The sequence below is a fragment of the Sphingomonas sp. genome (genome assembly GCF_036388215.1).
GTDB lineage: Bacteria > Pseudomonadota > Alphaproteobacteria > Sphingomonadales > Sphingomonadaceae > Sphingomonas.
The window spans coordinates 260,481-283,171 of sequence record NZ_DASVSH010000033.1 but is presented as its reverse complement, the minus strand read 5'-3'; the positions used below and the strand labels follow the sequence as shown (position 1 = coordinate 283,171).

20 protein-coding genes are annotated in these 22,691 nt (G+C 62.0%); 13 read left to right on the top strand and 7 right to left on the bottom strand.

Translation table 11 applies throughout. The features are described from left to right. Window positions 1-5 precede the first annotated feature (5 nt). Entirely contained in the window at window positions 6-878 is an 873-nt protein-coding gene (locus tag VF617_RS15570; RefSeq protein ID WP_331015821.1) for a class I SAM-dependent methyltransferase, read from the bottom strand. A 194-nt stretch (window positions 879-1,072) separates the two neighbouring features. On the opposite strand from VF617_RS15570, the gene VF617_RS15565 reads away from it, so the two are divergent. From VF617_RS15565 to VF617_RS15530, 8 genes are all read left to right on the top strand, one after another. Continuing rightward, window positions 1,073-2,050, top strand: a complete 978-nt coding sequence (locus tag VF617_RS15565; protein WP_331015820.1) for a 2Fe-2S iron-sulfur cluster-binding protein — start codon at window positions 1,073-1,075, stop codon at window positions 2,048-2,050. Between the two features lie 10 nt (window positions 2,051-2,060). Continuing rightward, window positions 2,061-2,831, top strand: coding sequence for a glucose-1-phosphate cytidylyltransferase (rfbF, locus tag VF617_RS15560; RefSeq protein ID WP_331015819.1), 771 nt, complete (start codon window positions 2,061-2,063; stop codon window positions 2,829-2,831). Then, window positions 2,795-3,910: a CDP-glucose 4,6-dehydratase gene (gene rfbG, locus VF617_RS15555; protein ID WP_331015818.1), complete on the top strand. Its 1,116-nt coding sequence runs from the start codon at window positions 2,795-2,797 to the stop codon at window positions 3,908-3,910. Before rfbF ends, rfbG begins: the two co-directional genes overlap by 37 nt. Before the next feature lie 5 nt (window positions 3,911-3,915). Next, a complete protein-coding gene (rfbH, locus tag VF617_RS15550) occupies window positions 3,916-5,238 on the top strand; it encodes a lipopolysaccharide biosynthesis protein RfbH (RefSeq protein WP_331015817.1) in 1,323 nt (440 codons plus the stop codon). A 10-nt stretch (window positions 5,239-5,248) separates the two neighbouring features. After that, window positions 5,249-5,812 carry a dTDP-4-dehydrorhamnose 3,5-epimerase gene (gene rfbC, locus VF617_RS15545; protein ID WP_331015816.1) on the top strand — a complete coding sequence of 188 codons (564 nt, stop codon included), beginning with the start codon at window positions 5,249-5,251 and terminating at the stop codon, window positions 5,810-5,812. Beyond that, complete coding sequence (locus tag VF617_RS15540) at window positions 5,802-6,689, top strand: NAD(P)-dependent oxidoreductase (protein WP_331015815.1); 888 nt, start codon at window positions 5,802-5,804, stop codon at window positions 6,687-6,689. Before rfbC (VF617_RS15545) ends, VF617_RS15540 begins: the two co-directional genes overlap by 11 nt. After that, window positions 6,689-7,717, top strand: coding sequence for a glycosyltransferase family 2 protein (locus VF617_RS15535; protein ID WP_331015814.1), 1,029 nt, complete (start codon window positions 6,689-6,691; stop codon window positions 7,715-7,717). The genes VF617_RS15540 and VF617_RS15535 overlap by 1 nt, the downstream gene beginning before the upstream one ends. A gap of 136 nt (window positions 7,718-7,853) precedes the next feature. After that, the gene (locus tag VF617_RS15530) at window positions 7,854-8,513 is read left to right on the top strand and encodes a hypothetical protein (RefSeq protein ID WP_331015813.1); all 660 of its coding nucleotides are present in this window, start codon (window positions 7,854-7,856) and stop codon (window positions 8,511-8,513) included. A gap of 50 nt (window positions 8,514-8,563) precedes the next feature. Here the strand turns inward: VF617_RS15530 and VF617_RS15525 are convergent, their stop codons facing one another. Further along, a complete protein-coding gene (locus VF617_RS15525) occupies window positions 8,564-10,051 on the bottom strand; it encodes an oligosaccharide flippase family protein (RefSeq protein ID WP_331015812.1) in 1,488 nt (495 codons plus the stop codon). A gap of 96 nt (window positions 10,052-10,147) precedes the next feature. Continuing rightward, a complete protein-coding gene (locus VF617_RS15520; RefSeq protein ID WP_331015811.1) occupies window positions 10,148-11,473 on the bottom strand; it encodes an O-antigen ligase family protein in 1,326 nt (441 codons plus the stop codon). A gap of 437 nt (window positions 11,474-11,910) precedes the next feature. Here VF617_RS15520 and VF617_RS15515 point away from each other — a divergent pair, with 437 nt between their 5' ends. The 5 genes from VF617_RS15515 to VF617_RS15495 all read left to right on the top strand — a co-directional run bounded on the left by VF617_RS15515 (window position 11,911) and on the right by VF617_RS15495 (window position 19,087). Further along, the gene (locus tag VF617_RS15515; RefSeq protein ID WP_331015810.1) at window positions 11,911-13,275 is read left to right on the top strand and encodes an O-antigen ligase family protein; all 1,365 of its coding nucleotides are present in this window, start codon (window positions 11,911-11,913) and stop codon (window positions 13,273-13,275) included. Window positions 13,276-13,315: 40 nt separating this feature from the next. Beyond that, window positions 13,316-14,005: a polysaccharide biosynthesis/export family protein gene (locus tag VF617_RS15510; RefSeq protein ID WP_331015809.1), complete on the top strand. Its 690-nt coding sequence runs from the start codon at window positions 13,316-13,318 to the stop codon at window positions 14,003-14,005. Window positions 14,006-14,069: 64 nt separating this feature from the next. Continuing rightward, entirely contained in the window at window positions 14,070-16,277 is a 2,208-nt protein-coding gene (locus VF617_RS15505) for a GumC family protein (protein WP_331015808.1), read from the top strand. Window positions 16,278-16,662: 385 nt separating this feature from the next. Further along, on the top strand, window positions 16,663-17,460 hold the full coding sequence (locus VF617_RS15500; RefSeq protein WP_331015807.1) for a hypothetical protein: 798 nt from the start codon (window positions 16,663-16,665) through the stop codon (window positions 17,458-17,460). Window positions 17,461-17,662: 202 nt separating this feature from the next. Then, window positions 17,663-19,087, top strand: a complete 1,425-nt coding sequence (locus VF617_RS15495) for a hypothetical protein (protein ID WP_331015806.1) — start codon at window positions 17,663-17,665, stop codon at window positions 19,085-19,087. 38 nt (window positions 19,088-19,125) lie between these two features. On the opposite strand, the gene rfbD is transcribed toward VF617_RS15495, so the two are convergent. Genes rfbD through rfbA form a run of 4 tightly spaced genes read right to left on the bottom strand, consistent with a single transcriptional unit; the run spans window position 19,126 to window position 22,516 of the window. Further along, window positions 19,126-20,007 carry a dTDP-4-dehydrorhamnose reductase gene (gene rfbD / locus VF617_RS15490; protein WP_331015805.1) on the bottom strand — a complete coding sequence of 294 codons (882 nt, stop codon included), beginning with the start codon at window positions 20,005-20,007 and terminating at the stop codon, window positions 19,126-19,128. Then, window positions 20,007-21,065: a dTDP-glucose 4,6-dehydratase gene (gene rfbB, locus VF617_RS15485; protein WP_331015804.1), complete on the bottom strand. Its 1,059-nt coding sequence runs from the start codon at window positions 21,063-21,065 to the stop codon at window positions 20,007-20,009. Before rfbB ends, rfbD begins: the two co-directional genes overlap by 1 nt. Before the next feature lie 6 nt (window positions 21,066-21,071). Continuing rightward, on the bottom strand, window positions 21,072-21,638 hold the full coding sequence (gene rfbC, locus VF617_RS15480; protein ID WP_331015803.1) for a dTDP-4-dehydrorhamnose 3,5-epimerase: 567 nt from the start codon (window positions 21,636-21,638) through the stop codon (window positions 21,072-21,074). Then, window positions 21,635-22,516, bottom strand: coding sequence for a glucose-1-phosphate thymidylyltransferase RfbA (gene rfbA / locus VF617_RS15475; RefSeq protein WP_331015802.1), 882 nt, complete (start codon window positions 22,514-22,516; stop codon window positions 21,635-21,637). Before rfbA ends, rfbC (VF617_RS15480) begins: the two co-directional genes overlap by 4 nt. Window positions 22,517-22,691: the final 175 nt, after the last annotated feature.

Below are 22,691 nucleotides of genomic sequence, written 5' to 3'. Positions count from 1 at the left end.
CCGGATTATGCCGGCTTGGCGAGGTAGATACGCTCCATATCGCGAGCGTTGAAATGCATGGAGACGTTCTCCAGGCCGATCCCGCGCACAGTCTTCATCAGTGCGTCGCGCAGCTTGGTGCTGCGCGTGATGATGCCGACATTGGTGACCAGCCGGCCGATGGTCAACGAGCGTCCCACCTTGTCTTCGCGTACCACGGTGAAGCCCGCTTTTTCCGAGACCTCGCGCAGGGTCTTGGTGGTGAAGAAGTAGATGTGGCCCGCACAGGACAGGCTCCGTTCGCGCCGGCCGAACAGCTTCATCATCAGCGTGTCGTATCGCGGCGTCTCCATGACGAGCATGCCGCCCGGCTTGAGGACACGGAAAATCTCGCGCAGCGTCTCGTCAGGATCGGGCACGTGCTCGATCACGTGCATCATGAGGACCGCATCGAACGATTCGTCGGGGTAGTTCGCGTCGGGTAGCAGACCTGTGACGATGTCCAGTCCCAGCACCTCGCGTGCATGCTGATTCAGCCCCTCCTCCGGATCGACGCCCGCTACTTCCCAACCATCCTTGCGGAAATAGTCGAGGAGATAGCCGAACCCGTTGCCCACATCGAGCAGCCTGCCGCGTTTGGGAAACCGCTCGGCCAGGATCTTGCGCGTGCCCGCATAATCGCGGACCTGCAGCTCTTCCTTGGTGTTGCGCTCGCCACGCTTCGCCTCGGTCCGGACCTCAGCGGCAATGATGACGTGGTCGGGCTCTGCTGCCCGCGGGTTCGAATACATCAGCCCGCACTGCTTGCATTCCACGATGCGGGCAGGCTGCGCCTCTCCCGCTTCGAACCTTACCGTATAGTCATCGGCACCACAAAGATTGCATGCGACAAAGCTCATCAACGCCCTCCCAGATCGCGGAAAGCGGTAGCTAGTCTGAACCCGACCGTCAATGATTAGGGTGCGACGCGGAAATCGAGGAACGGTCTCTATTCTGGCCGAATTTCGTCACCTTTTGGCTTGCAGGACCCTTGGCAAAGCTCTAACCGCTCGCATCTGCACAATTGGGGCTTGGGGGCAAATTGTCGGTCGTTGTGAGGCTTCGAAACGGACGCGCATTCGCGTCTGAACCGGGCCAGACGATACTGAACGCGGCCCTCTCCGGCGGGATCGCGCTGGAATATAGCTGCCGCAACGGGCGTTGCGGCGTCTGCAAGACCCGCGTCCTGGACGGCGAGACCCGCGCGACCCAGCCGGAAGTCGCGCTAAGCCCCGCCGATGTCGAGCGCGGCCTGGTCCTCACCTGCTGCCGCGCCGCCGTCTCCGACCTGCAGCTGGATGCCGAAGACCTGGCGCGGCTTGCAACCGTCACTGCCCGCACCTGGCCAGCCCGCATTTCCGCGATCGAGCATCTGACCGACGATATCGTCACTGTGCTGCTGCGCCTGCCGCCGACGGCCAATTTCGCATTCATACCCGGTCAGTATATCGACGTGATGCATGACGGGCTGCGGCGCTCCTATTCGCTCGCCGCCGCGCATCGCGAGGACCGGCTGCTGGAACTGCATATTCGCCGGTTCGAGAGCGGTGCGATGAGCGCCTATTGGTTCGGCAAGGCCGCGGCGAACGACCTGGTGAGGATCGAAGGTCCGCTCGGCAGCTTCTGCCTGCGCGAGCGAGAGGTCGATACGCTGTATTTCCTGGCGACGGGGACCGGCATCGCCCCGGTCAAGGCGTTGCTGGAGGACATCATCTCCAGCGACGAGCATCGCGCCAAGCGGATCAAGGTCTTGTGGGGCAATCGCCACGCTTCGGATTTCTACTGGAATCCGCGCAGCCTGCCGATCGCCCTCGACTACACCCCGGTGCTTTCGGGTGCATCGGATAGCTGGGAGGGAGCGCGCGGGCATGTGCAGCATGTCATGTTGTCCGAAGGGCCTGACCTCGCGCGCGCTTCGGTCTATGCATGCGGCTCGCAGGCGATGATCGACGAGGCCAGCGCGCTGCTTGCAGAACGCGGGCTTCCCGAGGCAAATTTCCACTACGATGCATTCGTACAATCCGGTTTGTAAGGAAACTTCGATGAAGGCTGTTATCTTGGCAGGCGGGCTGGGCACGCGCTTCAGCGAAGAGACCTCGCTGCGCCCCAAGCCGATGATCGAAGTGGGCGGCTGGCCGATCCTCTGGCACATCCTGAAGATCTATTCGTCGCACGGGATCAACGACTTCGTGATCTGCTGCGGGTATAAGGGCTATGTCATCAAGGAGTATTTCTCCAACTACGCGCTCCACACCTCCGACGTCACGATCGACATGCGCGACAACAGCATCCATGTGCATGAGCGCCGCGCGGAGCCGTGGCGGGTCACGCTGGTCGATACCGGCGAAAGCTCGATGACCGGCGGCCGGCTTCGCCGCGTGGCGGAGCATGTGAAGGATGAGGAAGCCTTTTTCTTCACCTATGGCGACGGTGTCGGCGACGTCGATATCACGAAGTCGCTCGAGTTCCACCGCAAGCACGGCAAGCTGGCGACACTGACTGCGGCCGCCCCTCCCGGCCGGTTCGGCGCCATCCATCTCGAAGGCGACAAGATCACCAGCTTCCAGGAGAAGCCCGAGGGCGATGGCGGCCTGATCAACGCCGGCTATTTCGTGCTGTCGCCCAAGGTGATCGACTATATCGCCGAGGATGCGACGATCTGGGAGCAGGAGCCGCTGCACCGCCTGGCCGCCGAGGGGGAACTGATGGCGTTCGAGCATCGGGGCTTCTGGCAGCCGATGGATACCTTGCGCGATAAGATCAACCTGGAGAACCAATGGGCCAGCGGCAAGGCCCCCTGGAAAGTCTGGTGAGCCTGGTCGATCCGGAATTCTGGCGCGGCCGCCGTGTCTTCCTGACCGGCCATACCGGCTTCAAGGGCAGTTGGCTGTCGCTTTGGCTCCAGGAAATGGGAGCGGAGTTGACCGGCTATGCGCTGACCCCGCCCAGCGAGCAGAATTTGTTCGACGAGGCCCGGGTGGCCGATGGAATGGCGTCGCACATCGCGGACATCCGCGACCTGGAGACGCTGACTGCCGCCATGCGCGCGGCCGACCCGGAGGTGCTGATCCACATGGCCGCACAGCCGCTCGTGCGCCTTTCATACAGGGACCCGCTGACGACCTATGACACCAATGTGATGGGCACGGTGAAGGTACTGGAGGCTGCGCGGCAGATGCCTTCGCTGCGCGCGATCGTCTCGGTCACCACCGACAAATGCTACGAAAATCGCGAATGGGACTGGGGCTATCGCGAGAATGAGCCGATGGGCGGCCACGATCCGTACAGCAATTCCAAGGGTTGCGCGGAACTGGTGACCGCAGCCTATCGCGCAAGCTTCTTCGCGCCCGACGGAAGGGTTGCGCTCGCGTCCGGCCGCGCCGGCAACGTGATCGGCGGCGGCGACTGGGCGGAGGATCGTATCGTGCCGGATGCGCTGGCGGCTTTCGCCGCGGGCCGGCCCCTGTACGTTCGCAACCCGGGCGCCACTCGGCCGTGGCAACATGTGCTGGAGCCGCTGTCGGGCTATCTGGTGCTGGCGCAGGCGCTGTGGGAGCGAGGCGGCGAGGTCGCGGAGGGCTGGAATTTCGGACCCGAGGGCGACGACGCCCAAACGGTCGGCGCGATAGTCCAACAGCTCAAGGCCTATTGGGGCGAAGGCGCGGAATGGGTCCGGGACGCGGGCCCGCATCCGCACGAAGCCAATTTCCTGAAGCTTGACACGTCGAAGGCCCGCAACCGATTGGGCTGGCGCCCCGCATGGAATGTGGGATCAACGCTGAAACGGATCGTCGATTGGCACAAGGCGTGGCTGGCCGGCGAAGACATGCGCAAACGCTCGATCGCCGAGATCGGGGAATATATGGCCGCTGCTTCGGCCGGTAAGGGATAGAGAATATGGTCACTGAGACGATGACAGGCCTTCGCGAACAGATCGGCGAGCTCGTCCGGAAGTTCGCCGAGGAGCAATATGCGCCAAAGGCCTTCATCCCCGGCGAGACGGTGATCCCGCCTTCGGGCAAGGTGATGGGCGCACGCGAGCTGGAGCTGATGGTCGAGGCGTCGCTGGACGGCTGGCTTACCACGGGCCGGTTCAACACCGAGTTCGAGGCCAATCTGGGCCAGTTCCTGGGCGTGCGGCATGTGCTGACCACGACTTCGGGTTCATCGGCCAACCTGCTGGCGCTTGCCGCGCTCACCTCGCACAAGCTGGGTGCACGGGCGATGCGCCCGGGTGACGAAGTCATCACGGTCGCCGCAGGCTTTCCAACCACGGTGAACCCGTCGATCCAGTACGGACTGATCCCCGTCTTCGTCGATGTAGACATCCCAACCTATAATATCGACGCCAGCCTGGTCGAGGCGGCGATCACGCCCAAGACCAAGGCGATCATGCTCGCCCACACGCTGGGAAATCCATTCAACCTGGCCGAGATTCGCCGGATCTGCGACGCGCACGATCTCTGGCTGGTCGAGGATTGCTGCGACGCGCTGGGCGCCACTTACGATGGCAAGATCGTTGGTGGGTTCGGCGATATCGGCACGCTCAGCTTCTATCCTGCGCACCATATTACGATGGGCGAAGGCGGCGCGGTGTTCACCAACTCCGACGAGCTGAAGCCGATCATCGAATCCTACCGCGATTGGGGCCGCGACTGCTATTGCGCGCCGGGTTGCGACAATACTTGCGGCATTCGCTTCGGGCAGAAATTCGGGACGCTGCCGTTCGGGTACGATCATAAATATGTCTATTCGCACACGGGCTATAATCTGAAGATCACCGACATGCAGGCCGCCTGCGGCGTTGCGCAATTGGAGCGTGCGCCCGGCCTGATCGAGGTGCGCCGCCGGAATTTCAACCTGCTGACCCAGCGCCTGGCTTCCTTGGAGGATCTCATGATCCTGCCGAAGGCCACACCGAATTCGGTCCCTAGCTGGTTCGGATACCCGATCACGCTGCGCGAGACGGCGGGCGTAAAGCGCGTCGATGTCGTCAAGTTCCTGGACGACCACAAGATCGGCAGCCGCCTGCTCTTCGCCGGCAACCTGACGAGGCAGCCCTATTTCGCGCAAGTGCCGCACCGCGTGGTCGGCGACCTGCGGAATACGGACATCATCATGAACGACACCTTCTGGATCGGCCTGTTTCCGGCGCTGGGCCAGGAGCATTTCGACTTTGTCGGCGAAAAGCTGGAAGAGTTCTTCGGCCTCAACTTCTAGGGGCCAGGCGGTGGAGTTCATCGAAAGCATGCTGCCGGGCGTCGGCATCCTCCAGTCGCGAGTGATGGCCGACGCGCGCGGTGCGTTCGTCAAGACGTTCCACCAGGACATGTTCGAAGGCCTTGGGCTGCGTACCGATTGGAAGGAGGAGTATTTCTCCCACTCGGTCGCCGGCGTGGTGCGCGGCATGCATTTTCAGTTGCCGCCCCACGACCATGCCAAGCTTGTCTTCTGCCTCGCCGGCGAAGTGCTGGATGTCGTGCTGGACCTGCGTACCGATTCACCGACATTTGGCAAATGCGCCAGCTTCGAGCTGACCGGCGATAATGGTCAGGGCGTCTATATGCCGCCTGGTTGCGCACACGGCTTCGTTTCGCGCAGCGATCTCAGCACGCTCTATTACAAGGTGACCAGCGTCTACGCGCCGTCCGCCGATGCGGGCATCGCCTGGGACAGCTTCGGGTTCGACTGGGGCGTGGACGCCCCTCTCCTATCCGAGCGCGACCAGCGCCACCCGCGCTTCGGCGATTTCGACAGTCCCTTCCGTCTTCAAGAAGCCGTCCATGGCAATTAAGGTCGCGCTTCTTACCGGGGCAACCGGCTTCATCGGGGGGCAGCTGACGAAGAAGCTGGTCGAGTGCGGCTGGACCGTTCACGCGATCGTGCGCCCAGGCAGCGACACGGCGGAGTTGGCAGGTCATGCGAAGGTCCATCTCCACGACGGCACGACACAGGGGATGATAGACATCGTCCGCGTTGCGAAGCCGGAGGTCGTGTTTCATCTCGCTTCGCTGTTCCTGGCCGATCACAAGCCCGATCAGGTCGAGGCGCTGGTCCGGTCCAACGTCCTGTTTCCTGCGCAGCTGCTCGAAGCGATGGTCCAGTGCGGGGTGACCCGCCTGGTCAATACGGGCACCGGCTGGCAGCATTATCGCGGCCCCGAATACGACCCGGTCAATCTTTACAGCGCCACCAAGGAAGCGTTCGAAGATATCGCGCTTTATTATCACGACGCGAAGAAAATTTCCGCGATCACTCTGAAGCTATTCGACACCTATGGCCGCGGTGACCCACGCCGCAAGCTGCTGGCGATCCTGATCGATGCGGCGAGGACCGGCGAACCGCTGGCGATGTCGCCGGGCGACCAGGTAATCGACCTGACGCATGTTTCGGACGTGATCGCCGCCTTCCTGATCGCGGCTGATCGGCTGCTCGCGACCGACAATTCGCTGTGGGAAAGCTTTTTCGTGTCGAGCGACCGGATGACGGTGAAGCAACTGGTCGCACTGACCGGCAAGGCGCTAGGCGCCGATATCGCCGCAAGCTTCGGCGGAAGGCCGTATCGCGAGCGCGAAGTCATGACGCTGGTCGACACGAAGGGCCGCACGCCGCCCGGGTGGAGCCCCGCCCGCGACCTGATGGAAGGAATCGCGGAGATGGCGGCGTCGTGATGGTCGATCTGGCCCAGCAGCCGCGCTCCACCCAATATGATCTCATTTCCTCCGAACTGATCTGGGGGCCGGGCGCGTCGGGCGACGCCGAGGTGACGATCGCCATCCCGACATTCAACCGCTCGCATCTGGTGCGCGAATCCCTGGCCAGCGCCCTGGCCCAGCGGACAAGCCGCAGGATCGAGACGATCGTCGTCGATAATCAATCGGCTCCGGAACACCGCAGCGCGATCCTGGCCTTTCTGAATGAGACGAAGCCGGCGAATGTCAGCGTTTACGTCAATGCCGAAAACATCGGCATGTTCGGCAACTGGAATCGTTGCCTGGAACTGGCCAAGACGAAGTGGATAAATCTGCTCAACGACGATGATCTGCTCAAGCCCCAGTTCGTCGAGCAGACGCTGGCCGCTTTGGAAAAGACCGGGGCCCCGGCCGTGGTGGCCGATTGCGAGATGTTCGACCAGCGCGTGGGCCAGGGCCGGTCCGGGCACAAACTAACGCCGGTCGGCATCAAGCAGATTGTCCGCCGGTTTCTCCATGGTGGAAAGCGATTGTGGCAGGTTGGCCCTCGCCATCTCTTTTGGGGAAACCTGCTCGGAAACACGATCGGACTGATGGGTGACCGGGCGCTGATGCTGGAGCAAGGCGGCTTCCTCGAGGCCGATTTTCCCACCGCCGATTATGCATTCTACGCGCGCTGGTCGGTCCACCGCCCGCTTTACCGGCTCGACGAGACCCTCGGCGCATTGCGCATCGCGGAAAATGAATCCTCGCGCCTGGAAACCCAGCTCGGATTCATCGACAAGGGCCATGCGCTGCGCCTCGCGCTCATCGAAGGCGGGCATGTGCCGGCAAGCTGGCGCAAATACCTGCCGTTGCTCATTGCGGACGACATCTACGTGGCGACACACCATTGGGCCATTTCGATGGATATCGAGGCAGTGTTCGCGAAATATGGAATGTCCGCTACCAAGTCCTCGTGGCTGCGCCTGCGTATGCTGCGTCTGCGCCAGGGGGTGGTTACTTAGGCCAGCACCACGCCCCGATAATCCCAATACGAGAATGGTAGTGATGCGATGCACTTCTCCGGTGTTCAAACGGGGGACACATTACGATGTTTAACGGCAGTGGGTACAGAATCCGCCTGATGAGGGCGACGTTAGGGTGGCGATGTTTCGAGGCGAAGCCGCACGCTTGTGCGAAATACTGATCGATCGTCCCGTCTCGCCTTTGTTGAATCTGGGCTCGGGAACGGCGGAATACCGCGAAATCAGGCAGCCCTTTATCGAGCGTGACCTCTTCACGCCGCTACGGAAGGCTGGCGTGAAGGTCTTTCACTGCGACTTGAAGTCCGCTGAAGGTATCGATCTGGCCGGGAACGTCCTGGATCCAAAGGTTCAGCAGCAGCTTCGGGCGATGGATTTCAAATGCGTACTGGTTTCCAATCTGCTCGAGCATGTCACGGACCGCGATGAGGTCATGAGAGCTTGCGCCGCCATCGTAGGTCGGGGAGGGCTGATCCTCGCGACCGTCCCTTCCAGTTACCCTTATCATCCCGATCCCATCGATACGCTATATCGTCCATGCCCCGAGGATCTTGCCGCGGCTTTTCCAGGGACCACGCCAGTGATCGTGGAGGAGCTCATGGGACAGACCTATTCCGCCGAAATGCGCGCAGACGGCATCTGGCGGGAGGTTGCCATAACGCTGGCAAGGGTGCTGATCTCCGCGCTCCAGCCGAGACGAGCGCTTGCGAAGCTGGACCGCTGGAGATGGTATCGACGTCCATACCGCGTCGCGCTCGTACTGGTACGGGTTAGGTAGACCCGGGATGCGCCGTGCCACCTCGGCGGCCTGAGCGGCCGCATGGTCTATCATGCGCGCCTCTTGAGGAGCCCCATAACGAAGGCTCGGTCTTCGCGCGTCGTCACGGCCGCACCAACCGCGCCGCACAGCAGCAACACTCCTCCTACGGCCAGGAGACCCGCATCGACCGGCATCACCAAAACCGCGCCAATCGCAATGTAGACGGGCGCGAGGGGAAGCAGGAGGCATCGCCAGACATAGGGCAGGATGTCCAGATCGTGCACACGGTCGCGCAGCGGGTTCTGCCTCATCATCAGCGCCACGCCTACCAAGCCGGCGACGCACATGCCCAGCCCGACTCCGACCGCGCCGAAGCGGGGCGCCAGCAGCCAGGCGAGCCCGAAGCTGACCAGCGCCTCAATAATGGGATTTCGCGTCATCCGGCCCTGGACGCCAACACCGATCGCAACCATCGAATAGGTTCCGCCCGAGCCGCGTATGCATTGGAGCAGCGCCAGAAGCGTCAACAGCACGGCCCCCTGAGCGGCATAGGCCGGGCCGAGCCAGAACCGCATGATCCACCAGCCGGCTACCATCTGAAACGCCGTCCCCAAGCCCAGCACCAGGTTCAGAGTGTGCGTCGCGCGATACAGCAGCTTCCGTGTCTCATGCCGCTGGTCCCCGGCGCCAGCCGCCCCGATCTGGGGCACGACTGAACCGCCGGCGGCCTGAAGCAGCCCTATTCCCAGCATCGATAGCGCGAACGCGGATGCAAAGGCCGGGACGGCAGCATAATCGTACCGCGCGACGATTAGAATCTGGAAATGCGCCGTAAAGAGCATCGCCAGACTCCACACCGCAAGCGGACCGCTTTCCTTGACCAGAGTGCGGGCCATGCCGGAAGTGATCATCGAGGGCTTCAGGGTTGGATCAGGGGACCGGACACGCCACAGCACGATCCAAAAGATTCCACCTAGCACCGTCCCGACGAACCAGGCTTGGGAGGCCGCGACAATGTCGCGCGTCACGAACGCGGTGATAAGCACCGCTACGAAAGTTCCCGCGCGCCCGACGAAGGTAGCGAAAGCGTAATACCCGTTCTGGCGCAGCCCGATAAAGATCGCGAGGAGAATCGAGAGCGGCAGCTGAATGCAATAGCTGGCGGCCAGCCACAACATTGCGTGCCGCATCTGCTCGCGCAGTTCGGGTGTGGCGTGGGGCACGAAGCGTTCGAGCTGCGAGCAGAACAGAAAGATTGCGAACAGGCCGATCAGCCCAAGCACAAGCAAGGCCGCCATCGACGTGGCGACCACACGATCGCGCAGCGCGCGATCACCCGTGGCATCGGCGGTCGCGATAAAGCGAGCGGCCACCAGTTGCAGCCCGAAATTCAGGTAATTCAGGAATCCCGCCGCTTGAAGGGACAGCGCCCACCCTCCGAACTGTTCGGGCGTGAGCCATCGCGCCAGAAAGGGCGGCAGCAGCATGCTGGTTGAAACCGAAGCGAGGCCAGCGACCACATTCCATGCGGCGTTGCGCGGAAGACCCGACCTCAAGCGGCTTCCCCCACCGGGCAACTTGTCCTTGGGAAATTTGTAGTCACCCGTTTTCCTTCTTGCCGGGCGACCTCCTTGCCTGAGCGCCCGCGGTCCCTACCTCGCGGCCGCCAGCGGGCCTTGCGATACAGCATATTGGACCGGAGTTCGCCGCGCTCGCCGCGCCGCAAGGCTGGCGCGAGCGCGCGCGGCGAGGATCAGGCCACCGAAGAGATAGATGTAGGTGACCGCCTCCTGCAATGAGTTCGCTTTCTGCGCTATCGCGATCGCGACGACCCCGCTCGCGAGCCCGGCCACCAACCGCTGCTCCTTCGGACTCGCCCGATAGGTGAGCGCCGCGATCACGATCGTCCCGACGAACAAGGCTGCGAGCACGAGCCCCACGATGCCGGAATCGAGCAGCAAAGTGAGGTAGTAATCGTCGATCGTGCGTATTCCGTACCCGGTCTTCAGCCCTGCCAGGTCCAGGCTCAGCCCGTCGCCATGACCCAAGATCGGACGGCGCAAAAATGCGGGCCAGCCATAATCCCACATGATGCCACGCACATAACTGCTCAGCTGCTCGTTGGAGGTGCGACCGACGATCAGCGCCAGGACGTATTGATACAGGAAAATGCCGGCCAGGCCGGCGAACGGCAGCGCCACGGCGAAGAACTTCACGGTGTTGCGGTTCATCGCCAACAATATCGCACCGAACGCGCCGAGACCCATCAGCGCGGCGAGCTGGCCGGACCTCGCTCCCGACAGCCAGACCCCGATCACACAACAGAGGCCCAGCATCAGCGGCAGGGTCTTGGCATAGCCTCGCGCATTGAGAGTCATTGCCGCGCACAGCGGCATGAGGCCGGCCATGACAACGCCGTACATGATCGGGTGCGTGAACAGCGACTGAGCGCGGAAACCCCCGTCGCGTATCTTGTCCAGGGTGAGGTCGAGCCAGAACTCGGCATCGATCTGGATTGGCAAGACCGAGAAGATCAAGTCAGGCAGCGTTCGCTGCTGCCGCATCTCGATCAGCGCGGCCATCAGCATGATTGGGATGGCAATCCCCATCATGCGGGTGAATAGGCGCAGTGGGTCGGTGGCCTTGCCCAGCGACAGGGCAAACAGGAACACTGAGCCAGACATCAGCGCTTCGCGAAGGACTAGATACACCGATCTTCCGGGATCGAGTCCAATCGACGACGCGAGTAACCGCACGAACCAGAATGCCAGGAAGGCAAGAATGGCCACAAGCGCTATCAGGTCGTCTCCGCGGAAGAATCGCTGTGTCCGCAGATGCATCACGCCCACCATGCCGAGCGCGGCCAGCACTGCAAAATGGTAAGGTCCGATCCGTGTCGGGCCGATGTCGAACGACAGATATTTCGGCCAAAGCATCAGAAGAAGAAGGAGGAATGACAGCGTCAGCGCCGCTGCCATTCCGGCCCTGCGGTGCCCCGCCACTTGCGTCTCTGTATTCATGCTGGCTGCTTATGCTGCATCGCGCCTGATCGCAAGCATGGCCCGCTAATGTGCAAACGCAGCATAAACATGCCCTTGACGCACCCACAGACAATTGCTCGATTCGTAATCTCTTGAAATATTAGGCGATATATCACGGAGATGGGTCGGGTATCGGCGCTGCAAGACAGCATAATGCAGCCGAGATCGCGCTCAAGGCGACAGAATCAAGTTGCCGCTATGCCGCAAGCGCGATAGTAGGCATGGTTACCAGTTGGGGGTTTAGCGATATGGGGCGTCAGCAGAGACTTGGAGCGGCCCGCTCTGAGGGCCTGGCGCATGAGCGCGACGCCATCTCGGCTCGTTTCCGCCTGATCCGCGCGCCGGCCGCGTAGTAAGGTCATACGGGCTTCGTCATGAGATTTCGGATCGCCGCCGCTCTGATCGCCATGTGCGTCGTTTTCGGTGGAGGTGGATCGCCCTCGCCACTCGCGGGCATGATCGTTCAAATCTCCGCGCTGGTGGCGCTTGCCGCCTGGTTTATTTTGATCCGCGATCAGCGCGCCGAAACTCCCTTCGACTGGCCGGTGCTGATTGGAGCGGCGCTCTTCGCGGCGGTTCCCTTGATCCAGCTCGTGCCGCTGCCGCCCTCCATTTGGCAGTCTCTGCCGGCGCGGGAGACAGAAGTGGCGGCGTTGCGGCTGATCGGCGCCGAGAATAGTTGGCGGCCCCTCTCCATCGCACCGTATCGCACGCTCGCGTCCGCCTTGTCGCTGATCGCGCCGCTGGTGATGATCTATTTCGTATCGCAATTGTCGCTTCGCGATCGCACGCGACTGCTTGCGGTGCTGGTGGCCCTGATATGCCTCTCGGCAGCAGTGGGCGCCATCCAGCAGTCAAGCGGCGATTCACATTGGCTGCGTTTCTATCCTGGCACCGCCAACCGGGCATTTGCCACCGGCTTCCACGCGAATCGCAATTCGGCGGCAGATCTGTTCGCTATCGGAATCGTCGCACTGGCTACTTTTCTGGCGATCCGGAGCGACCTGCTGAAAGATCTCGGTCGTCGAGCGCTTGCAGGCGGGATCCTTGCCTTCTTGCTGATTGCGATCCTGCTGACCGGCTCGCGCTCTGGCATGGGGCTTGGACTGCTGGCGGTGGCGGTCAGCGCTCTGATGTTCGCTAGCCGTTTCCGGTGGAAGCGCCGGACCGTTGTAATCGGCGCAGCAGCAGCCACAGTGATGGTCGGCCTGCTGCTGTTCGCGGCCCGCGACAACGCGGTAGTGCAAAAAAGCCTCGATCGGTTCAACAGCCTGCAGGACGCGCGGCCCAACCTATGGGAAGATACGCGCTATGCGATAGGGACCAGCTGGCCGGCGGGAACTGGCATGGGAACGTTCGTTCCCGTCATCATAAGCGCGGAGCAGCTGGAATTCGTCGATGCAAGTCGGCCCAACCGCGCCCACAACGACTATCTCGAATTTACGCTTGAGGCCGGAATTCTTGGCTTGATCGTCGTCTTGATGTTGACCATTGGGCTCATGTTCAGGACATGGAACGTCTTGCGTGATCCTCAAACCCAATTAGAGCAGCGGCGGCTGGCCCTGTTCGCCTTGACCGTGTTGGTGATTCTAGCCCTTCATTCGATCGTGGACTATCCACTCCGATCGATGTCGCTCGCCACACTTTGCGCCTTGGCAGTTGGAATGTTGGCGCGCACGGGAGGGCAGAAGGTCGGAACTCGTTTGTCGCAGGCGCCCCTCGAGGTGCGCTCGGCATGATTGTTTGGATGCGTCCCGTAGACGTGAAGGAGTGGTTGTGATGCGGTATCTGGTTTTTGGTGGGATAGCGGCCTCAGCGCTGCTCCTGAGCGGTTGCCAGTCCAAGCCATCATCGGAATTGCCGCGTGGCGTGAACGCTTATTCGACGTTTCCGGCAGCTTCGGCCGACGGACGGCGGGATTATCGGATTGGCGCTCTCGATGTGCTTTCGATCACCGTGTTCCAGGAACCCGACCTTAGCTTCAAGGAAATCCAGGTCGATGCTTCGGGCAGCTTGCTGTTTCCGCTCATCGGCGATGTACGCGCGGCAGGAAAAACCGCGAACGAGCTCACCAAGGAAATCAGCGCCCGGCTCAGCGAGAATTATCTGGTGAACCCGCAGGTCTCCGTCGTCGTTGCCTCGGCCGTTTCGCAGCGCGTGATCGTCGAAGGCAGTGTGGTCGAGCCCGGTGTGTACGAGATCAGCGGCTCCTCGTCGTTGCTTGAGGCGGTGGCGCGGGCAAAGAGCCCGACCAAGACCGCCAACCTGAGCGAAGTCGTCGTCTTCCGCGTGGTCAACGGCCAGCGCATGGGCGCCGTGTTCAATCTGAACCACATTCGCCAAGGGCGGTCGCCCGATCCCGAAATTTTGGGTGGCGACGTCGTGGTCATAGGGTATTCGGCAATAAAGGGGGCATTCCGCGATTTCCTCTCCGCTGCCCCGGCGCTCGCCGCATTCCGCCCGTTCTGACGGCAAGTTATCTGGAGTTGATCGTTTGAATATCGCCGGCAAGAATCCAGTCCTCGATCGCCATGTGAGCGACACCGAAGTGACAGCGCTGAACTTTGTCAGCGACCGCGAGGCGGAAAGCGTCTTCTCGATCGACTTTCCCCAATTGATCGCGACGCTCAAGCGTAACGCCTATCTCATCATCGGCATAATCGCGCTGTCGGTGATCCTCGGCACGATCGCCACGATGCTCACCACGCCGAAATATACGGCTCAAGGCACCGTGCAGATCAATGAGGAAGGCACGAGGGTCATGAACAAGGAGACCGATCTCGAACCGGCTCCGAACGTGTTTGATGCCGATCGCTTCCTTCAGACCCAGGTCGATGTCCTGAAAAGCCGAGTCATCGAGTATCGCGTCGCGCGCGAGTTGAAACTCCTCGACAATCAGGATTTCTTCACGCGCATGGGCTCTCCGTTGAAGCTCTCCGAAATCCCGCCCGAACGCCGCCATGGCGCCGCTCTGGCGCTGATCGGGTCCAATCTGGATGTAGAGCTGCCGCGCCAGTCGCGGGTCGTGACATTGTCCTTCACCAGTCCGGACGCCGCACTGGCGGCCCGAATAGTCAACGCATTTGCTCGCGCGTTCATCCAGACCAACCTGCAGCGGAAATACGACAGCTCCGCCTACGCCCGCGACTTTCTCGCTCGCCAGCTAGGCGAAGCAAAGGAGCGGCTGGAAGTATCGGAGCGCGCGCTGAACAACTATGCCCGCGAAGCGGGGCTGATCCGCACGCCCACGGGCGCCGCTGCGACCGAGGAGGGCGGCACTGCGCCTTCCACTTCGATCACCACGTCCAGCCTCGTGCAGTTGAACGAAGTCGCCAACACCGCACGCGCCAACAGAATTGCCGCGGAACAGCGCTGGAATGCTACGCAGAGCGCCCCATTGCTCAGTATTCCGGCCGTACTAGCCAATCAGGCGGTGCAGGAATTGCTCCAGGAGCGCGCGAAAAAGACTGCCGACCTCCGCCAGGAGAGCGCGCGCCATCTGGCATCGCATCCGAACGTTCAGCAGCTGTCCGCCCAAGTCGCCGAGCTCGATCGCCAGATCAGGAGCCTGGCCGGCAGCATCCGCTCGGGCATCCGCGACGATTATCGTGTCGCACTCGAGCAGGAGCGATCGCTCAACAGCCAGGTCACTGGCCTCAAGAGCGCCACCCTGGCCGAACAGGACCGTGGCGTACGCTACAATATCCTGCTTCGCGAAACCGATACCAACCGGACCATGTACGATGGGCTGCTGCAGCGCTTCAAGGAAGTGAGCGCCTCCGCAGGCTTGACCGCCAATAACATCTCGATCATCGACCAGGCCGAGACCCCGGTCAGTCCTTCGTCGCCGCGCTTGTTCCTGAACATGCTTCTGTCGCTGTTCCTGGGCGTTGTAATGGCCGTGGCGGTGGTTCTCCTGCGCGAGCGGATGGATGACGCGATCCGGGCTCCGGAAGATGCGGAGCGCAAGCTTGGCCTGCCGGTAATCGGGGTCATCCCGGTCGCGAAGGAAGGCACGGACCTCATCGAGGAGCTGCTATCGCCACGCACCAACGTCGCCGAGGCCTATCACGCCTTGCGGACGTCGTTGATCTACTCCAGCCCGCAGGGCCTGCCACGGTCGCTGCTGGTGACCTCCAGCCAGGCGAGCGAAGGTAAATCGACGACGAGCTTTGCGATCGCACACGATCTGGCGAGGCTCGGCAAGCGGGTGATCCTGATCGATACCGACCTTCGCCGCCCGTCTCTGCATCGCGTCATGGGCACCGACAATTCGGCGGGCATGGTCGACCTGATCACTCACCACGAGAGTGAGGTACGGCCGATCCGTTCCACTCAGTACGAGAATCTGTCGTTCATCTCGTCGGGACCGATTCCGCCCAACCCGACCGAGCTGCTTTCGAGCATCCGCATGCGGGAGCTGATTAATCAGCTGACGCACGAGTATGACCTGGTCGTGCTGGACGGCCCGCCCGTGCTGGGTCTGGCCGACGCACCGATCCTGTCCGCCATCGCAGAATCGACCGTATTCGTGATCGAAGCAAGCCGTAGCCGCCGCGGCAGCCTTAAGGGCGCTCTTCGCCGCCTGCGGAGCGCACACAGCCACGTCATCGGCTGCGTGCTGACCAAGTTCGATGCGAAGAAGGCCGGTGCCGAATATTCGAACTACGATTATTACACCTATGGCGAGGAGCTCTCTCCCACGCGTAGCGACAAGCCTGAGCGCCGTGCGCGTTCCTGACAAAGCCCGTTACGTTTGCGCTGCCGCTGCGCTCGCACTGATCCCTATCTGTGTAGCCAGTGCATTCGACCGGACGGCGGAGTTTGGTTCCCGCCCAGCGCCTGAGTTCGGCCTATCCTGGCCCAATCACGCGCGGCAGCGGGCGATCAAGCAACTGACGAGCGGCGAGAAGCCGGCCGGCGCGATAACGCAGGCACGCCTGGCGCTTTCGCTCGATCCGACAAATCCCGGCGCGGCCTCCGCGCTCGGGAGCGCATATCTCCTTGCGGGTGACGCGGATAACGCAAGGGCCGCATTTCTGCTGGCGGCTCGGGGCGGCTGGCGCGACGTGCCGACGCAATTATACTGGCTGGGGATGAGCGTCGCGGAGGGCGATTTCGGCCAGATGAGCCTGCGCCTCAAGGCGCTGGTGCAACAGGGCGTATCTTTCGCCAATATGCGACCCGCTGTCATCGAGGCGGAAAAGACGCTCGAGGGTCGTGAGCAGCTCGCCACCGATATGGCAAAGGCGCCTTACGCGTTGGCGTATGCGGAGGACGGCTACCAGCTGAAGGGAGCCGATCTCGAGAATCGGATGGAAGTGCTCATATTGGCCGCCACCAAGGGGCGCCTTCCTCCGGACGTTCTCATTGTCGCCGTGAGCATGTTGAACGCGCAAGAACGAACCGATGACCTTGCCATGCTTTGGCGTAGCGTAATGCCGGCCGGAAACGATCCGCGGAAGTCGGTGTACAATGCGGATTTCAGTCAGGATTTGCCGAGCGGCCCCTCCGCGGTGCTGGACTGGACTCCAATCGAGAGCGGGGCCTTTGAAGCGACGATCACCGCTTCCGGTTCGCCGACCGGCACTCGCGCCCTGCGAGTTTCCTCGACAAGCTCGATGCGAGAAGTGGTGATGCGTCAGGGACTGCTGCTCCACCCTGGGCGCTACGAACTCCGTTGGCGGGCCGCGCAAGGCGAAGGAAGCAGGACATCCGAGATTTGGCCGCAAATCACTTGCGCGGACGATGTCGCCCGCGACGAAGTGCGTGACCTGGCGAACCATCGCATATTGTTCGTGATACCAACCGGTTGTCGCGGAGTTGCCATTAAAATCTGGGTCGAACCGCCCAGGCCGGGTTCACCGGATTCAGTCTGGATCGACGACATTCGGCTCTCCCAGGCCGGCGCAGCGCTCCAATAGAAATGCCACTGCCCAAAAGACCGTTATGCCGCGTGTAGACAGTTTAGGGCGGCGAGCTTTCCTGGGAATGGCCCTGACTGGCGCTGCATCTCGCAACGCGACGGCTGCGGCTCTGGTTCGTAACCCGGCGCCACAGGCGGTCACGCCGCAGATGTTCGGCACCGCCATCGCCGGCCGGGACTGCCTCCCCGCAGTTCGGGCCATGCTTGAACATCTCCGGTCGCAGGGCGGCGGCGTGGCTCGCTTTCCGCCGCTGGACGGGGATGGCTATCAGCTTTCGGACACGATCGTCATCGATTTTTCCAATTGCGAAATCGAGCTTGAGGAAAATGTTCGCCTCACCAAGCGCACCAAGGCGGCGTGCTTTTTCTTTTCGGGCGCTAGAAGCGCTTACCTCCGCAACGTCGGCATTCGCGGCATAGGCGGATTGCGGACCGTGGACGGCAATGCCCGGAATATGCGGGGCTTCGCATATGCGTTGCACGACACGCTCTATGGCTGCGTCCAGTTTCGTCACGTTCGCGGATGGCATGCCTCATATTTATACGGCTATAATGGCCTGGTTAACGGCATCCGGGCGATCGAGTGCGCCGATGGGCTTGTCGATCATTGCGAAGCCTCACATGCGCGTTTCGACAACGGCGTCACGATCGATCACGACCCTACCGACATTTTGTGGTCGAGCGGCAATTCGACCAGCTGGGCAAACACACGCGTTCGCGACGTCCGGTGCTGGGCAAATCAGAGCTTCGGCGCAGCGAGCTACGCAGCGTCCGGCACGATATTCGAGCGCGTCGCCGCATTCGACAATGGCGACGACACGAATGCGTCCCTGGTTTCGCAAGGCGGGGGGATCTCCGCGGAGCACAATGCGCTCGACCCCTCCCATATGAGCCGGAACCACGCCGTTCAGATCATCGATTGCACGGCCGTGCGCAATCGCAACAACGCGCTGTGGGTCACTGCGGCCGGTACGATGGTGCAGGGCGGGTCATTCAGCGATACCGTCGCGCCGCGCGTCCGCTCCAACCGCACGGGTCTGTACGGCTTCAACGTCGCAATCGTCGCGAGCGGATCCGCTACCATAAAGGGTGCGCGGATAGAGCGCGGAGCCTCGGGCGGCATCTATCTGCTGGCTACCGCGCATGGGAAGCCCTCGCTTAGCTTCGATGGCGAAATCACATCAAGCGGCGGCATCGGCATCCAGGCCCGTGGCATAGCGGCCCTGACGACATCCCCGCAGTCGCAGATCACCGGGAGCGGTCACGGCAAGGGTCATCATGGGGTCTATGTCTCCAACCTGGGGCGCGCTTATAACCAGGGACAGGGAAGGGTTCGCCTGGCCGGCGTCATTTCGGGCTCCGGCGACCAGGCTGTTCAGATCGAATATGTTGCCGAAGCCGACCTGAGCGGCTCGCGCTTCCGCAACAATGGCGGCTCGGTGGTAGCGGGGGCTGCGAACACGCGCGCCGCGCTGGCTGACGGCGTTGTGAATACCGATCAGAACCGCAAGAACCTGTACATCATCTCGCTTGCGCCGAGCGTCGAAAGCGCCACAGTTCGCAATGTCACCGGCGACAGCCTCGTGGCGCCATCGCTGAACCTGGCTCACTATAAGCGGCCTTAGCGTCCGGCTGACGCCCGCGGCCTTTTTTTTGACGCGCGTTAGGCAGCTCTGGCCAGTCGTTCGACCACCGGTTCCAGCGAGTCGTGCCAACACGGCATTACGAACCCGAATGTGTCCGCAAATCGCGTCGAATCCAGGCGGGAATTGGCAGGGCGCCTGGCGGGGGTCGGGTACGCGCTGGTGGGAATGCCGCGAACCGAAGCACTTGGCCCCCCCCGGGGGGCACTCAGCGCCATGATCCGGCGCGCGAAATCGGCCCAATTTGTGTCTCCGCTGCCGGCGAGATGATAAACGGCGTTAGCGCCCCTGTTCGGATCGGTCGCCCACATGTTCGCGACGTGCAGCATTGCGGCGGCGATGTCCAAGGCGGAGGTGGGGCAGCCGCGCTGATCCTCGACCACGGTAAGCTCGTCACGGTCCCCCGCCAGGCGCAGCATGGTTTTCACGAAATTGGCGCCGAAGGGGCTGTAAACCCAAGCGGTGCGCAGGATGGCATAGGTGGCGCCGGAGGCCTGGATCGCCCGCTCGCCCGCGAGCTTGGTCTCGCCATACACGCCCAGCGGGGCGACCGGATCGGCCTCGGAATACGGCCCGTCCTTGCTTCCATCGAAAACATAGTCGGTGGAGAGATGGACGACAGGCGCGCCGATGCGATACGCGGCCCTGGCGAGCACGCCCGGGCCCTCCCCGTTCACCGCCATCGCGACATCGCGCTCGGATTCGGCTTTATCGACCGCGGTGTAGGCGGCGACGCTGAACACCAGATCGGGCCGGACTTCTTGTACCGAGCGTTCGATTGAGGCGGGATCGGCAAGGTCAAAGCCAGGACGATCGGCGAAGATCAGATCGTGGCTGGTGCCGGCGCACTCGGCGAGGCTCTGTGCGACTTGCCCGTTACGTCCGGTGACCAGGATCCGCATCAGGCTTTGGTGCCCAGCCGTTCGCCGGAATAGCTTCCGGAGCGAATGGGCTCCCACCACCATTCGTTCTCGAGATACCAGCCGACCGTTTTGGCGAGACCGGTTTCGAAATTCTCCTCTGCCTGCCAGCCCAGTTCGTTTTCAAGCTTGGTCGCGTCGATCGCATAACGGCGATCATGGCCGGGACGGTCCGTGACGAAATCGATGAGTTCGCGGCGCGACTTGCCATCGGGCAGCGGCACGCGCGCATCGAGAATATCGCAGATCGTCTCGACCACCGCGAGGTTGGTGCGCTCGTTGCGCCCCCCGACATTGTAGCTCTCGCCCACTTTGCCGGTGGTGAGCACCAGGTGAAGCGCCTTGGCGTGATCGTCGACATACAGCCAGTCGCGGACATTCTCGCCCTTGCCATAGACGGGCAAGGTCTTGCCCTCCAGGGCGTTGAGGATGGTCAGCGGGATCAGCTTTTCGGGAAAGTGATAGGGACCGTAATTGTTCGAGCAATTGGAAAGGACCACGGGCAGGCCGTAAGTCTCATGCCAGGCGCGGACGAAATGGTCCGACGCCGCTTTGGACGCCGAATAAGGCGAGGAGGGCGCATAGGGCGTATCCTCAGTGAAAATGCCGCTGTCGAAGGGCAAGTCGCCAAAGACTTCGTCGGTGGAAATATGATGGAAGCGGAAGCACGATCTGGCTTCACCCTCCAGCCCACGCCAATATTCGAGCGCCGCGGAGAGCAGGCGAAAGGTGCCAACTACATTGGTTTCGATGAACTCGCCGGGGCCGTCGATCGAGCGGTCGACGTGGCTTTCGGCAGCGAGATGCATGATGCCTTCGACATTCTCCTCACGCAAATTCGCCAGAATCATGGGAACATCGGCGATGTCGCCCCGCACGAAGCGATGGTTCGGCATATCCTTGATCGATGCCAGGCTGGCCAGATTGCCGGCATAGGTGAGCTTGTCGAGATTGACGACGCGCACGCCCTTGCCGACGAGATACCGTACGACAGCCGAGCCGATGAAGCCGGCGCCGCCGGTGACAAGTATCGTTTTCATTGAATATCAGTCTCCGTAGACGAACGGCGAATCATAGTCCGAGAGGCACGGCGCTTCGCGATCCTTGTCGATGATCGTTACTTCAACGCCGACATCCGGCCACTCGATAGCAAGGGCCGGGTCGTTCCAGAGAACCGCCGCCTCGTTCGCCTTCGAGTAAGGCGCGCTGACCTTGTACAGCACTTCGACGTCGGGCGTCAGGGTCATGAAGCCGTGCGCGAATCCCACCGGCACGAGCAACTGGTTCCATTTTTCGGCGGACAGCTCGCAGCCGACCCATTGGCCGTAGCTGGGAGACCCCACCCGCAAATCGACCGCGACATCGTACAGCGCTCCGCGCAGCACGCGGATCAGCTTGTCCTGCGCGAAGGGTGGAGTCTGGAAGTGCAATCCGCGCACGGTGCCCATTCCGGCCGAATAGCTCTGATTGTCCTGCACCCAATCGATCCGGATGCCCTCCGCCTCGAAAGCCTGACGCTTATATACCTCGGAAAAGAAGCCCCGATGATCGCCGAACCGAGGCGGCGTGATCTCAATCACTTCGGGGATGGCGAGGCGGCGGAACTGCGTCATGCCAGGCTTTTCACGCGCCGTTTCAGGTAATCGGCATAACCCGTCTTGCCGAGCATCTCAGCGCGGCGCAGCACAGCTTCGGCATCGAGCCAACCGAGCTCGAGCGCGATTTCCTCCGGGCACGCAATCTTGATGCCCGTGCGGTGCTCGATGGTGCGAACATAAGACCCGGCTTCGTGCAAACTATCGTGCGTTCCCGTATCCAGCCACGCATAGCCGCGCCCCAGTCGAGTGATGTGCAGGTACCCGCGTTCCATATAGATGCGGTTGACGTCGGTAATCTCGAGTTCTCCCCGATGCGAAGGCTGTATCGACCTGGCGATATCGACGACATTGTTGTCGTAGAAATAGAGGCCCGTGATTGCCCAGTTGGATTTGGGGTTCGCGGGCTTCTCCTCGACGCTGGTCGCCTTGCCGGTATCATGGTCGAATGCGACGACGCCGTACCGCTCCGGGTCATCGACATGATATGCAAAGACATTCGCGCCACCTAGCGCGGCTTCGGCGGCCGCCGCACGGCATTTCTCTCCGAGCTTGTCGCCATGGTAGATATTGTCGCCGAGGATCAGGGCGCTCGGGCTGTTTCCGACGAACTCCGCGCCGATGATGAAGGCCTCGGCGAGGCCATTCGGTTGGGGCTGGACGGCATAGGTGAAGTTTACTCCGAAGTTCGACCCGTCGCCCAGCAAGGCTTCGAACATCGGAACGTCGCGCGGAGTTGAGATGATCAGGATGTCACGGATGCCGGCGAGCATCAGCACGGACAGCGGATAATAGATCATCGGCTTGTCGAAAACCGGCAGCAACTGCTTGGAAATGGATAAGGTCGCGGGGTAGAGGCGCGTACCACTGCCTCCGGCCAGTATGATGCCCTTCATCGAAAAATCGTCCCCCGGTTCGTCGTGCCCCGCCTAGCCAAGGGCCACGGACCGCGCAACTGGCTAGTGGGATTTAGCCGCTCGCCGTCCAGACGGTTCAGTCTGTGACATTTGTGCACGCGGCCACCCCTGCTTAGCGGTTGGAACCCGTGGCTTGAAGGACTAGAAGTCAAGC

Excerpts from the sequence above, each read along its gene's own strand:
- VF617_RS15570 (WP_331015821.1), bottom strand. The coding sequence starts at position 878 with ATGAGCTTTGTCGCATGCAATCTTTGTGGTGCCGATGACTATACGGTA.
- rfbF (WP_331015819.1), top strand. The coding sequence starts at position 2,061 with ATGAAGGCTGTTATCTTGGCAGGCGGGCTGGGCACGCGCTTCAGCGAA.
- rfbG (WP_331015818.1), top strand. The coding sequence starts at position 2,795 with ATGGGCCAGCGGCAAGGCCCCCTGGAAAGTCTGGTGAGCCTGGTCGAT.
- rfbH (WP_331015817.1), top strand. The coding sequence starts at position 3,916 with ATGGTCACTGAGACGATGACAGGCCTTCGCGAACAGATCGGCGAGCTC.
- VF617_RS15540 (WP_331015815.1), top strand. The coding sequence starts at position 5,802 with ATGGCAATTAAGGTCGCGCTTCTTACCGGGGCAACCGGCTTCATCGGG.
- VF617_RS15535 (WP_331015814.1), top strand. The coding sequence starts at position 6,689 with ATGGTCGATCTGGCCCAGCAGCCGCGCTCCACCCAATATGATCTCATT.
- VF617_RS15520 (WP_331015811.1), bottom strand. The coding sequence starts at position 11,473 with ATGGCAGCGGCGCTGACGCTGTCATTCCTCCTTCTTCTTCTGATGCTT.
- VF617_RS15515 (WP_331015810.1), top strand. The coding sequence starts at position 11,911 with ATGAGATTTCGGATCGCCGCCGCTCTGATCGCCATGTGCGTCGTTTTC.
- VF617_RS15510 (WP_331015809.1), top strand. The coding sequence starts at position 13,316 with ATGCGGTATCTGGTTTTTGGTGGGATAGCGGCCTCAGCGCTGCTCCTG.
- VF617_RS15500 (WP_331015807.1), top strand. The coding sequence starts at position 16,663 with ATGAGCCTGCGCCTCAAGGCGCTGGTGCAACAGGGCGTATCTTTCGCC.
- VF617_RS15495 (WP_331015806.1), top strand. The coding sequence starts at position 17,663 with ATGCTTGAACATCTCCGGTCGCAGGGCGGCGGCGTGGCTCGCTTTCCG.
- rfbD (WP_331015805.1), bottom strand. The coding sequence starts at position 20,007 with ATGCGGATCCTGGTCACCGGACGTAACGGGCAAGTCGCACAGAGCCTC.
- rfbB (WP_331015804.1), bottom strand. The coding sequence starts at position 21,065 with ATGAAAACGATACTTGTCACCGGCGGCGCCGGCTTCATCGGCTCGGCT.
- rfbC (WP_331015803.1), bottom strand. The coding sequence starts at position 21,638 with ATGACGCAGTTCCGCCGCCTCGCCATCCCCGAAGTGATTGAGATCACG.
- rfbA (WP_331015802.1), bottom strand. The coding sequence starts at position 22,516 with ATGAAGGGCATCATACTGGCCGGAGGCAGTGGTACGCGCCTCTACCCC.